Genomic DNA, 11,911 nt, shown 5'->3' on the forward strand with positions numbered 1-11,911 from the left:
CAACTACGACTTCAACTTCGGCGTCTACTCCGACGACGCGAGCGGACAGTGGCTCAACGGGGTGTACCTCCTCTGACCGCGGCCGCTCCGGGGCCCGGCGTGCACATCGCCCACGCTGGGGCCAGGAGTGTTCCCTCCTGTCCGGGGGTTGTGAGCGCTGCGGTGGCCTCGCGGCTTTCCCGGGCCAACGCCGCGGGTGTGGTTCCGGCCAAGGCCGCGATGTCGCGGTGCAGGTGGGACTGGTCGGTGTAGCCGCTCTCGGCCGCGACCCGGGCCGGGTCCTGGCCCTCGGCGAGGCGGTGGGCGGCGTGGTCGAAGCGGACCAGTTTCGCGGCGCGTTTCGGTGGCAGGCCGATCTGCGCGTGGAACCGGGACCACAAGCGTTTGCGGCTCCACCCGAGCTCGGCCGCCAGCCGGTCGACCCGGACCTGACCGCGGCCGGCCACCATCCGCCGCCACGCCCAGGCGACCTCCGGCTCGACCGGCGCCCCGGCCTCGTGCCGGCGCGCCAGCCAGCCGCCGATCACCGCGAAGCGGTCCTGCCACGCCGCGGTGGCGCTGAGCCGCTCACCGAGCCGGGCCGCGTCCCGGCCCCACAGGTCGTCCAGGGCGACGATCCCGCCCGCCAGATCCGCCGGGTCGAAGCCCAGGACGGCGCGGGCGGCCAACGGGGACAGCCGGACGTGCACGCACTCGATGTTCGCGCCCCGCACCCACACCGCGCCGCCGAAACCGAGACCGACGGCCAGGCTCCCTCGGCGCCGGACGCCCGTCGCGTCGTCCACGATGACCGGTTCGGCGCCGAAGTCCACGCTTAGGGTCACCACCGCGTGCGGCACCAGCCGGTGCTCGGCGCCACTCGCGCCGCGCCGGAAACCGGCGATGGTGACACCGGCGACGACGCCGGGCCGCGCCGGGCGCGTGACCTCCCACACCGCCGCATCGTCACCTCGCCCCACGTGCCCATCCTAGGGCGTGTCTGGCAATGCCTTTGTCCAGGTGATGGTGTCGTGGATGAGGATGGCGGCGCGGTAGAGGGTGGCGAGTTCGTCGTAGCGGGTGGCGGTGCCGCGCCATTGTTTGAGCTGGTCGAAGCTGCGTTCGATGACGTTGCGGCCGCGGTAGTCCTGGGCGTCGAAGACGGGCACCGCGTCCGCCGCGGGACCCGCGGCGGACGCGGTGCCCGATCTGGTCGGCGGGTTCCGGTATGACGGCGCGGATTCCGCGGCGGCGCAGGTGGTTGCCGATGGCGCGGGAGGGGTAGGCCTTGTCGCCGCGCACTCGGTCGGGCCGGGTGCGGGGGCGGCCGATGGCATGGTCAGGCGGCTCGATCCCGGGTGTCGTGTAGTTCGATCCAGCCCCCTGCGTGGCGGGTGATATCGGTGGCGTGCTAATGAGCACCGGCGATCGTGGAACCCACCGAGACCGCCCAGCCGATCAGCCCGGCCGCCTCCGCCGCGGCCAGCAGCCGGGCCAGCACCACATCCCACCTGCCCTCGCGGGCCAGGCGGCGGTGCCAGGTCCAGATCGTCTGCCAAGGCCCAAACACCACCGGCACATCCCGCCACGCAACCCCCCGATACCGGAAGATGACCCCCTCCACCATCGCCCGCGCACCCGAAAACGGCCAACCAGGCCTACCCGTCCGCACCGGCAACAAGCCCTCGATCAACTCCCACTGCCCATCCGACAGCAACTCACACCGCGACACAACCAGCACCATCCCAGCCACAACCTTGCCAGACACGCCCTAGGCGAGCCGGGGAGGGGAACATTCGTCCAAGCCACCGGGGCGCGCAGGCGGCGAGGGTGTGCCCATGACCCGTCACGACCATCCCGCGCCCGACCATCTGTCCGTGCGCCAGGACGGCCCACCCGGCCGGCCCGCGCTCCTGCTCGTCCACGGCTCGGGCGCATCGAGCCGGTCGTGGGCGCCGCTGGTTCCACTGCTGACCGCGTCCCACCGCGTCATCCGGGTGGACCTGCCCGGCCACGGCCGTTCAGCCCCCTCGCCCGATCCCGGCTACGAGATCCCGGAGCAGGGCCGCCGGGTCGGTGAGGCACTGGACCGGCTCGGCGTGGAGCACGCCGTCGTCGCCGGCCATTCCGCCGGCGGCGCGGTCGCCACCGCCCTCGCCGAGCTGCGGCCCGGCCTGGTGACCGCGCTCGCGCTCGTCAACACCGGCCCGCGGACGAGCGATCTCATCGCGGCGGAACCCGCCATCAGCGCGGAACAGTGGGCGCACCTGACCGACGACCGGATCCGGCAGGCCCTGAGTCCCGCCTTCCACGCGGGTTTCGAGATCCCGCAACAGCTCGTGGACGACGCGCGCGCGGTCAACCACGACGCGTTGCGCCGGACGATGCGCGCCTCCCTCGCCTACCTGGAGCAGCAGCCGCTGCCGGACCGGCTGGCCGCGCTCGGCAAGCCGCTCCTGGTGCTCTTCGGCGCGGAAGACCGGCGGTGGCGGCCGTCGTCCGCGGCGCGGTACCGCGCCGTTCCCGGTGCCACCGTCGAGATGCTGCCGGGGCTCGGGCACTCACCCATCCTCGAAGACCCGCCGCGGACCGCCGCGGCCCTGCTGGCCTTCACCGCCCGGATCAGCCGAACCGACGCCCGCTCGTCGCCCGCCAGCGGTAAGGAGGCTCGATGACCACCGCCCCGGTGGAGGCCGCACCGGCCGGTCTCGGGCGGCTGCTGCGGCCGCACCTCCCCGCCTTCGCCGCCGTGGTGGTGCTGCAGGTCGCCGGCGCGCTGGCGGGCCTCGCGCCGCTGCTGGCGGTCGCCGAACTCGGCCGTGCCCTGCTCGCGCCGGGGCCCGCCGACAGCGGTCGCGTGTGGACGGTCGTCCTCGCGGGCGCGGGCGGCCTGCTCGTCCGGCTGCTGTGCACCGCCGCCTCCTCGGGGATCGCGCACGTGCTGGATGGCCGGGTGCAGCTGTCCTTCCGCCGTCACCTCGCCGCGCGGCTCGGCCGGGCGCCGATCGCCTGGTTCGCCCGCCGCCGCACCGGTGAGCTGGCCAAGGTGGTCGGCGACGACGTCAGCGCCGTGCACCCGTTCCTCGCCCACACCCCGGGCGAGCTCGTCTCCGCGTTCGTCGTGCCGCTGGTGTCGCTGGTCTACCTGGTCTCGATCGACTGGCGGCTCACGCTGATCACCCTGATCCCGGTGGTGCTGGCGGTGGCGATGGTCCCGCTCATGACGACCACCACCCGGCAGCGTGAACAGCGGGAGTTCGACGCCGCCATGGGCCGCATCGCGAGTTCCGTCGTCGAGTTCGTGCGCGGCATCGCGGTGGTCAAGGCGTTCGGCGGGTCCGAGCGCGCCCACCGCACGTTCCGCACCGCCACCGACGACTTCGTCGCCACCTTCCTCCGCTGGGTGCGTGGCATGTCGGGGATCGCCGCGGCGATGCAGCTCGCCCTGTCGCCGCCGTTCGTGCTGGTGGTCGTGCTCGTCGGCGGCGCGGCCCTGATCACCTCGGGCAGCCTGGCCCCGGCCGACCTGCTGCCCTTCCTGCTGCTCGGGCTGGGCCTGACCGCCCCGGTCGCCGCGCTGGGCCACGGGTTCGACGACCTGCAGGCCGCCGGGCGCGCGGTCGGCCGGATCCGGGAGGTCCTCGCGGTGCCGCCGCTGCCGGAACCCACACACCCCGTCGCACCGCGGGGACACCGGGTGGAACTGCGTGACGTCCGGTTCTCCCACGTCGAGGGCCACGAGGTGCTGCACGGCATCGATCTGGTGCTCGAACCGGGCACGGTCACCGCGCTGGTCGGCCCGTCGGGCAGCGGCAAGTCCACTGTGGTCCGGTTGCTGCCGCGGTTCGCCGACCCGGACTCCGGCTCGGTCACGCTCGGCGGCGTGGACCTGCGCGAGATCGGCAGCGACCGGCTCCACCGGATGGTGTCGTTCGTCTTCCAGGAGACGTCCCTGCTGCGGGCCTCCGTCGCGGACAACATCGCGCTCGCGGTGCCGCGGGCCGATCGTGCGGATGTCGTCCGCGCCGCGCGGCTGGCGAACATCCACGACCGGATCCTGGAACTCCCGCGCGGCTACGACACGGTTCTCGGCGAGGAAGCCGGGCTGTCCGGCGGCGAAGCACAGCGCATCGCGATCGCCCGTGCGCTGCTCGCCGGCGCGCCCGTCCTGGTGCTCGACGAGGCCACCGCCTTCGCCGATCCGCGGACCGAACACGCGGTGCGCCGCGCGCTGGCGACGCTGAAGGGCGACCGCACGATCCTGGTGATCGCCCACCGGCTGGAGACGATCGCCGGCGCCGACACCGTGGTGATGCTGGAGAACGGGTCGATCACCGAGCACGGCAAGCCCGCCGAACTGCTGGCGCACAACGGGAAGTTCGCCGCGTTCTGGCGGGCCCGGGGAGAGGAACCACGATGATCGCCACGCTGTTGCGCGTGCTGGGCCGCGACTACGCCCGCCCGGTGCGGCGCACCGTCGCCCTGATGACCGTCACCGCGATCGCCGAGGGCTTGTCCTACGCCCTGCTGGTGCCGGTGCTGCGGGCGCTCTTCGGCGGCACACCCGGGGAGGTCTGGCCGTGGCTGGCCGGGTTCGGCGCCGCGGTGGCGGTCTACGCGGTGCTGCGCTACGCCGGCGACCTCGCCGGTTTCCGGGTCGGGAGCACGCTGCTGCGCGGCATGTACCACCGGCTCGGCGACCACCTGGCCCGGTTGCCGCTCGGCTGGTACGGCGCCGGGCGGGTCGGCGAGGTGTCCGTGCTGGCCAGTCGCGGCGTGCTGCAGGCGATGAGCGTGATCGCGCACCTGCTGGCCCCGTTCGTCTCGGCCTGCGTGACTCCCCTGACGGTCGTCGCCGTGATGCTCGCGTTCGACTGGTGGCTGGGGCTGGCCGCGCTGGCCGCCGCGCCGCTGGTGGTGGCGATCCAGGTCTGGTCGGGACGCGCGATGGCCGCCGCGGACGCGGAACGCCACGAACGCGACCAGCAGGCCACCGCGCGGGTGATCGAGTTCCTGCAGGCGCAGCCGGTGCTGCGGGCGGGCGGCCGGACCGCCGAACGGTTCCGCTTGCTGGACGACTCGCTGCGGGACGTGCAGCGCGCGTCGCGCCGGTCCACGCTGTCGGCGCTGCCCGCCGCGGTGGGCCTGACGCTGGTGGTGCAGGCGATGTTCACCGGAGTGCTGGTCCTGGGCGCCGCCCTCGCGCTCGGCGCGCGCATCGGCGCGGCGGAGGTCCTGTCGATCCTCGTGCTGGCGGCGCGGTGCGCGGATCCGCTGCTGTCGCTGGCCGAAACCGGGGGCAAGCTGCGCGCCGCACGCGCCGAACTGGCCCGGCTCGACGCGGTGCTGCGCACCGAGCCGCTGCCGGAACCGGCCGACCCGGTCGTGCCGGAGCGCCACGACCTGGAGTTCGACGCGGTCACCTTCCGGCACGGCGACCGGACGGTGGTCGACGGTGTGTCACTGTCCGTTCGGGAGGGGCAGCGGCTCGCGGTGGTCGGCCCCTCGGGCGCGGGGAAGAGCACGTTGCTGCAGCTGATCGCGCGGTTCCACGACGTGGACGCGGGCGCGGTGCGCGTCGGCGGCGTGGACGTGCGGGCGATGGCGGCCGCGGAGCTGATGTCCCGGATCGCGATCGTGTTCCAGGACGTGTACCTGTTCGACGGCACGATCGAGGAGAACGTGCGCCTGGGCCGTCCGGACGCGACCGCGGCGGAGGTCCGCGCGGCGGCGACGGCGGCCCGGCTGGACGAGGTGGTCGAGCGCCTGCCCGGGGGCTGGTCGGCGACCGTCGGGGAAGGTGGTGCCCTGCTGTCCGGCGGCGAGCGCCAGCGGGTGTCGATCGCCCGCGCGTTGTTGAAGGACGCCCCGGTCGTGCTGCTGGACGAGGTGACCTCCGCGCTGGACCCGGTGAACGAAACCGCGGTGCAGGACGGCATCGAGCGGCTGATGGCCGGCCGCACGGTGGTGATGGTGGCGCACCGGCTGCGCACGGTCCGGCGCGCCGACCGCATCGTCGTCCTGGAGCACGGCCGGATCACCGAAGACGGCACCCACGAGGAGCTCCTCCGGCGCGGCGGCCGCTACGCGGGGTTCTGGGACCTGTCCCTGGAGCCGGCGCACGACTGAGGTGGGCGCCCGCCGGGGCGGGCGCCCCTCCCTCAGTCCACCTTCTCCACCGGTGCGCGGCCGTTCCCGGCCGGGCCCGCCTCGTTCGCCGGGGCGACCTGCAGGCAGAAGTCGCCGTCGTAGTGGCGGTTGCCGGTCAGCACGGCCTGCTCCACGATCTCCGCGCTCTTCTCCTCCCGCCGGATCATCGGGTCGCTGCGCAGGTCCTTCGCGAGCGCCACGCACAGCACCACCATCACCAGCGCGAACGGCGCCGCCGCGATGATCGTCAGGTTCTGCAGCCCGGTCAGCGCCTCGTCACCGCCGCCGCCGACCAGCAGCATCACCGCCGCCACGCCGCCGGTCGCCACGCCCCAGAACACCACCAGCCAGCGCTTCGGTTCGATCGCGCCGCGTTGCGACAGCGATCCCATCACCAGCGACGCGGCGTCCGCGCCGGACACGAAGAAGATCGCCACCAGCACCATCACCACGACACTCGCCACGGCGGCCAGCGGCAACTGGTCCAGCACCCCGAACATCTGCGACTGCGCGCTGCCCGCGCTCGCCAGATCGGTGCCGCCGCGCTGCAGCGTGATCGCGGTACCGCCCATGATGCTGAACCACGCCAGGCTCACCACGGACGGAACGAGGATCACGCCGACCACGAACTGCTTGATCGTGCGGCCGCGGCTGATCCGCGCGATGAACATGCCCACGAACGGCGTCCACGAGATCCACCACGCCCAGTAGAAGATCGTCCACGAGGACAGCCAGCTCTCCATGTTCTCGCCGCCGGACGCGCCCGACCGCGAGATCATCTCGCCCATCTCGCGGAAGTAGTCGCCGATCGTCGAGGGCACCAGGTTGAGGATGAAGATCGTCGGCCCGACCACGAAGACGAACACGGCGAGCACGGCCGCCAGCACCATGTTGATGTTGGACAGCCACTGGATGCCCTTCGCGACCCCGGACACGGCGGAGGCCACGAACGCCACCGTCAGCACCGCGATCACGCCGATGAGCAGGCCGGTGCCCGGGTTGTCCGACAGCCAGCCGCGCTGCACCAGCCCGCTGCCGATCTGCAGCGCGCCCAGCCCGAGCGACGCGGCCGACCCGAACAGCGTCGCGAAGATCGCCAGGATGTCGATGAGCCTGCCCAGCGGGCCCTCGCTCACCCGCTCCCCGAACAACGGCGCGAACGCCGAACTGATCAGCTGCTTGCGGCCGCGCCGGAAGGTGCCGTAGGCGATGGCCAGCCCGACGACCGCGTACATCGACCACGGGTGGATGGCCCAGTGGAACAGCGAGGTGGCCATCGCGGTCTCCACGGCGGCGTCGGTGCTGCCCTCGACCGTGCCCGGCGGCGGTTCCACGAAGTGCGACAGCGGTTCGGCGACCCCGTAGAACATCAGCCCGATGCCCATGCCGGCGCTGAACATCATCGCGATCCACGAGATCGTGCGGAACTCCGGCCGCTCGCCGTCGTGGCCGAGCGGGATCTTGCCGTACCGGCTGAACGCCAGCCAGATCGCGAACAGGACGAACCCGGTCGCGGCGAGCAGGAACGCCCAGCCGGTGTTGCGGATCAGCCAGTCCAGCACGCCGGCCGAGACGCTGGAGAGGCTGTCGGTGGCGAACACCCCCCAGGCCAGGAATCCCGCCGCGACCACCGCCGCGACGACGAACACCACGCGATCCATCCCGCCGCGAGCCCTGGGTTCCGGCCGGGTCGCTGCTTGCTCACCGGGCACGACGCTCACCGCCTCTTGCTCGAGTTGGTTGTCCGGTTGCCCCCCTGCGCTCTGCGAGATGGTCACCGCGTCACCGCCCGCCGGCCAGTGTCCGCTCGACCCACTGGTGGAATTCGCCGATGTGGTGTTCGGACGGCACCAGGACCCCGCCCTGGGCGTAGGCCCGCGAGGACATCGCCGGCTGGCAACGCTCGCAGGCGTCGAAGTCCTGCTGGTTCACGCGGTGGAACAGCTCGACCGAGTGTGACACGTCGCGGCCGGATTCCACCACTTCCCGGGCGTAGAGCCAGTCGCATTCCACGATCGTGCGGTCGGCGGCCATCGGGAACATCCGGTGGATGATCACGTGGTCGGGCACGAGGTTGACGAACACCTGCGGCCGGATCGTGATCGCGTAGTACCGGCGGTCCTGGTGCTCGTCCACCCCGCCGAGCCGGTCGAACCCGGCGCTGCCGTCCACGGTGAACCCGCTGACCTCCTCGCCGAACTCGGCGCCGTGGCCGACGTAGTACTGCGCGGCGTACCCGTCGGCGAACTCCGGCAGCACCTCGGTCAGCTCGGGGTGGATCGTCGCGCAGTGGTAGCACTCCATGAAGTTCTCGATGATGAGCTTCCAGTTGGCCTTGACGTCGTAGGTGATGCGCCGCCCCAGGGCCAGGTCCTCGATGCCGTAGTTGCCGATCGCGTCGAGCTGCCCGAGCCGGCCGGCCACGTCCGCCTGCACCGTCTCCTCGAACGAGGGTGGCTCCGGCGCCAGGCACAGCCACGCGTAGCCGAGCCACTCCCGCAGGTGCACCGGCTTGAGGCCGTACTCGGTGCGGTCGATGTCCGGCATCGAGGTCAGGTTCGGCGCCGCGACGAGCTTGCCGTCCAGGCCGTAGGTCCACGCGTGGTAGGGGCACTGGAAGTTCCGCTTGACCGTGCCGGACTCCTCCACGCACAGGCGCGCGCCGCGGTGGCGGCAGATGTTGAGGAAGGCCCGCAGGGCGCCGTCCCGCGACCGGGTCACCAGCACGCTCTCGCGGCCGACCTGGACGGTGCGGAAGTCGCCGGGTTTCGGCAGGTCGGCGCTGCGGACAGCGCAGAACCACATCTGCTCGAAGATCTTCTCCTGCTCCAGCGCGAAGATCGTCTCGTCGGTGTAGGTGATCCCGGCGAGCGTGGGGATCAGGCTCGACGGGAGCCCGGGCTGGTCGGTGGCCGGCGCGGTGGTGGTGTTCTCGGTCAACGAACGCTCCGTGGTGGTGTGAGTGACCGGGGACTAGTTGTTGCTTCTTGCGCAACACCTGCGCGATATGCAACTGCGATGCGGACCACAGTGCGGCTTGCCCGCCGGTTCTGTCAAGACCTGAACCGGCGATGGCGAGGAGTTTGCGAACCCGAAACACGAACCGGGAAATGCCTGCCGGACAAGGAACTCACGAGTAACAACGGGTTCCCCGGAATCGGCTCTTGACCCCGCCGGACACCGGCCGTAGCGTGGCCGCCAGTTGATATATCAGTCGGCGAACAGAGGTATGAGACAGGGAGGCAGCATGTCGGTGGCCATCGGCCGCGCTGGCGCACTCAGCCCCCAGCGCGTGCTCGGGCGTTCCCTGCCGGAGACCGACCCGGAGGTGCACGCGGCGATCGGGCGCGAGCTCGCCCGGCAGCGGGACACCCTGGAGATGATCGCGAGCGAGAACTTCGCGCCGCTGGCGGTGATGCAGGCGCAGGGGTCGGTGCTGACCAACAAGTACGCCGAGGGCTACGCCGGCCGCCGCTACTACGGCGGCTGCGAGCACGTCGACGAGATCGAGACGCTGGCGATCGACCGGCTCAAGGCGCTCTTCGGCGCCGAGTACGCCAACGTGCAGCCGCACTCCGGCGCGCAGGCCAACGCCGCCGCGATGGCCGCGCTGCTGGAACCCGGGGACACGATCCTCGGCCTGGACCTCGCGCACGGCGGGCATCTGACGCACGGGATGAAGCTCAACTTCTCCGGCCGCCTCTACGACGTGGCCGCCTACCACGTGCGCGCCGGGGACCACCGCGTCGACCTGGACGAGGTCGAGCGGCTGGCCCGGGAGCGCAGGCCGAAGCTGATCGTGGCCGGCTGGTCGGCCTACCCGCGGCACCTGGACTTCGCCGCGTTCCGCCGGATCGCCGACGAGGTCGGCGCGTACCTGATGGTCGACATGGCGCACTTCGCCGGCCTGGTCGCGGCGGGCCTGCACCCCTCCCCCGTGCCGCACGCGCACGTCGTCACCTCGACCACGCACAAGACCCTCGGCGGCCCGCGCGGCGGCGTGATCCTGGCCGAGCGGGCACTGGCGAAGAAGCTCAACAGCAGCGTGTTCCCCGGCCAGCAGGGCGGGCCGCTGGAGCACGTGATCGCCGGGAAGGCGGTGGCGTTCAAACTGGCCGCCGAGCCGGAGTTCCGGGAGCGCCAGGAACGCACCCTGCGCGGCGCGAAGATCCTCGCCGAGCGCTTGCTGCGCGAGGACACGATCGGGGTGCTGACCGGCGGCACCGACGTGCACCTGGTGCTGGCCGACCTGCGGGAGTCCGAACTGGACGGCAAGCAGGCCGAGGACCGGCTGCACGAGGTCGGCATCACGGTCAACCGCAACGCGGTCCCGTTCGACCCGCGTCCGCCGATGATCAGTTCCGGCCTGCGGTTCGGCACGCCCGCGCTGGCCGCCCGCGGGTTCGGCGACGACGACTTCGCCGAGGTCGCCGACATCGCCGCGCTGGCCCTGCGGCCGGACGCCTCCGCCGCCGACCTGGACAAGCTCTCCGCCCGCGTCGCCGACCTCACCGCCCGCCACCCCCTCTACCCGGAGCTGACGGCATGACCCCCACCCAGCCGCCGGGCGCGCACCTGCCCGACCACCCGGACTTCCTGTGGCGCAACCCGGAACCGAAGCGCAGCTACGACGTCGTGATCGTGGGCGGCGGCGGGCACGGCCTGGCCACCGCGCACTACCTCGCGCGCAACCACGGCATCACCAACGTCGCGGTCCTGGAGCGCGGCTGGCTGGCCGGCGGGAACATGGCCCGCAACACCACGCTGATCCGCTCCAACTACCTGTGGGACGAATCGGCGGCGATCTACGAGCACGCCCTGAAGCTGTGGGAGGGCCTCGAAGACGACCTGGGCTACCCGATCCTGTTCTCCCAGCGCGGCGTGCTCAACCTCGCGCACACCGAACAGGACGTCCGCGACAGCGTGCGGCGGGTGGAGGCCAACAAGCTCAACGGCATCGACGCCGAATGGCTCTCCCCCGACGAGGTCGCCAAGGTCTGCCCGATCGTCAACGTCTCCGGCGACATCCGGTACCCGGTGCTGGGCGCGACCTACCAGCCGCGCGCGGGCATCGCCAAGCACGACTACGTCGCCTGGGGGTTCGCCCGGCGGGCCGACGAAGCCGGGATCGACCTGATCCAGGACTGCGAGGTCACCGGGTTCACCGTGGACGGTGACCGGGTCACCGGTGTGCGGACCAGCCGCGGCGACATCGCCTGCGGCACCGTCGCCCTGTGCGCGGCCGGGCACACCTCGGTGCTGCTGGACGAGCTGGGCGTGCGCGCGCCGCTCCAGTCGCACCCGCTGCAGGCGCTGGTGTCGGAGCTGCTGGAGCCGGTGCACCCGACGATCGTGATGTCCAACGCCGTGCACGTCTACGTGTCCCAGGCGCACAAGGGCGAGCTGGTGATGGGCGCCGGTGTCGACTCCTACAACGGGTACGGCCAGCGCGGCGCGTTCCACATCATCGAGCGGCAGATGGCCGCCGCGGTGGAGCTGTTCCCCGTGTTCGCCCGTGCGCACCTGCTGCGCAGCTGGGCCGGGATCGTCGACGTCACCCCGGACGCCTCGCCGATCATCGGCCGCACGCCCTACGACAACGTCTACCTCAACTGCGGCTGGGGCACCGGCGGCTTCAAGGCCACCCCGGGGCTCGGCTGGTGCCTGGCCGACACGATCGCCAACGGCGAACCGCACCCGTACGTGGCGCCGTTCGGCCTGGACCGCTTCGTCACCGGCGCGCTCGTCGACGAGCACGGCGCCGCCGCCGTCGCCCACTAGG

Annotated in this window: 10 protein-coding genes; 5 read left to right on the forward strand and 5 right to left on the reverse strand. The window is 72.3% G+C overall.

Annotated features, from left to right (window positions below; genetic code table 11):
* Positions 1–53 precede the first annotated feature (53 nt).
* The 3 genes from L1857_RS25440 to L1857_RS25450 form a co-directional block, all read right to left on the reverse strand.
* The gene (locus L1857_RS25440; protein ID WP_198958356.1) at positions 54–959 is read right to left on the reverse strand and encodes a helix-turn-helix domain-containing protein; all 906 of its coding nucleotides are present in this window, start codon (positions 957–959) and stop codon (positions 54–56) included.
* A gap of 9 nt (positions 960–968) precedes the next feature.
* Positions 969–1,148, reverse strand: coding sequence for a transposase (locus tag L1857_RS25445; protein WP_240323141.1), 180 nt, complete (start codon positions 1,146–1,148; stop codon positions 969–971).
* A gap of 242 nt (positions 1,149–1,390) precedes the next feature.
* Positions 1,391–1,723 (reverse strand): transposase, encoded by a 333-nt coding sequence (locus tag L1857_RS25450; protein ID WP_240323140.1) that lies wholly within the window; start codon positions 1,721–1,723, stop codon positions 1,391–1,393.
* A gap of 94 nt (positions 1,724–1,817) precedes the next feature.
* Between L1857_RS25450 and L1857_RS25455 the strand changes: the two genes are divergently transcribed.
* From L1857_RS25455 to L1857_RS25465, 3 genes are read left to right on the forward strand one after another with little or no spacing between them, the layout of a single operon-like run.
* A complete protein-coding gene (locus L1857_RS25455; protein WP_116110343.1) occupies positions 1,818–2,654 on the forward strand; it encodes an alpha/beta fold hydrolase in 837 nt (278 codons plus the stop codon).
* Positions 2,651–4,399: an ABC transporter ATP-binding protein gene (locus L1857_RS25460; RefSeq protein WP_116110342.1), complete on the forward strand. Its 1,749-nt coding sequence runs from the start codon at positions 2,651–2,653 to the stop codon at positions 4,397–4,399. The genes L1857_RS25455 and L1857_RS25460 overlap by 4 nt, the downstream gene beginning before the upstream one ends.
* Positions 4,396–6,108, forward strand: a complete 1,713-nt coding sequence (locus L1857_RS25465; protein ID WP_116110341.1) for an ABC transporter ATP-binding protein — start codon at positions 4,396–4,398, stop codon at positions 6,106–6,108. The genes L1857_RS25460 and L1857_RS25465 overlap by 4 nt, the downstream gene beginning before the upstream one ends.
* 32 nt (positions 6,109–6,140) lie before the next feature.
* On the opposite strand, the gene L1857_RS25470 is transcribed toward L1857_RS25465, so the two are convergent.
* Positions 6,141–7,790, reverse strand: a complete 1,650-nt coding sequence (locus L1857_RS25470; protein ID WP_094008186.1) for a BCCT family transporter — start codon at positions 7,788–7,790, stop codon at positions 6,141–6,143.
* A 121-nt stretch (positions 7,791–7,911) separates the two neighbouring features.
* Positions 7,912–9,069, reverse strand: coding sequence for an aromatic ring-hydroxylating oxygenase subunit alpha (locus L1857_RS25475; RefSeq protein WP_116110339.1), 1,158 nt, complete (start codon positions 9,067–9,069; stop codon positions 7,912–7,914).
* Positions 9,070–9,376: 307 nt separating this feature from the next.
* Between L1857_RS25475 and glyA the strand changes: the two genes are divergently transcribed.
* Both glyA and L1857_RS25485 read left to right on the forward strand, forming a co-directional pair.
* The gene (gene glyA / locus L1857_RS25480; RefSeq protein WP_094008188.1) at positions 9,377–10,678 is read left to right on the forward strand and encodes a serine hydroxymethyltransferase; all 1,302 of its coding nucleotides are present in this window, start codon (positions 9,377–9,379) and stop codon (positions 10,676–10,678) included.
* The gene (locus L1857_RS25485; RefSeq protein WP_116110338.1) at positions 10,675–11,910 is read left to right on the forward strand and encodes a sarcosine oxidase subunit beta family protein; all 1,236 of its coding nucleotides are present in this window, start codon (positions 10,675–10,677) and stop codon (positions 11,908–11,910) included. Before glyA ends, L1857_RS25485 begins: the two co-directional genes overlap by 4 nt.
* The last annotated feature ends 1 nt before the right edge of the window (position 11,911 follow it).

Origin of the sequence: Amycolatopsis thermalba (assembly GCF_023376025.1) — a bacterium.
GTDB classification, from domain to species: domain Bacteria; phylum Actinomycetota; class Actinomycetes; order Mycobacteriales; family Pseudonocardiaceae; genus Amycolatopsis_E; species Amycolatopsis_E thermalba.